The sequence below is a fragment of the Vibrio sp. 1288 genome (genome assembly GCF_033344475.1).
In genome coordinates, this window is record NZ_JAWPOX010001005.1 from 1 (window position 1) to 544 (window position 544).

Sequence of the window (544 nt, forward strand, 5' to 3'; positions counted from 1 at the left end):
TCGCAGTCGTCTTCACCGACGTTAACTGGGAACAAACACATTAAGCGACTGAGGACGAATCTTGATCTCTAAACGACGGTCAGAATAGAGCTCACCGTCGATGACGTAGTCAATCGGCTTATCCGCAGTAATCGTTACCCCTGTCGCGCTCGCGTACTGAAACAGATTCGACTCATCCTGCGCACCGACGCTGGTTAATGTTAGATCCGACAACGCCACTAAGCGTCCACCCAGCGACTGAGTGTTATCAAGGTAGGTAATGTGCAGTTTCCCATCATCTGGCTGCGGCGCGCCGCCACCTTGCGCTAACACAGTACTGAATGGCGCGATGTTGGCCACGACGAAGCTGTGCACGTCCATCTCCTGACTCTCCCATCCTTGTTCACTCGCCGCCTGCCCTTCGAGGGTTACTTGCAGAGTTTGCACCTCTTCGGAAGTAACAGCGTTAAAAAAGCCCGTTAAATACGCCAGTTGCCCAAAAGCATTTTTCTCTTCACGATGCGCGTGTTCAATCATCTTCTGTTCCAAGCCAATACCCAGCACC

1 pseudogene is annotated in these 544 nt (G+C 52.2%); it reads right to left on the bottom strand.

What is annotated here, in order from left to right:
• Window positions 1-21: 21 nt before the first annotated feature.
• Window positions 22-544: pseudogene (locus tag R8O11_RS30595) on the bottom strand (hypothetical protein); the annotation flags it as partial.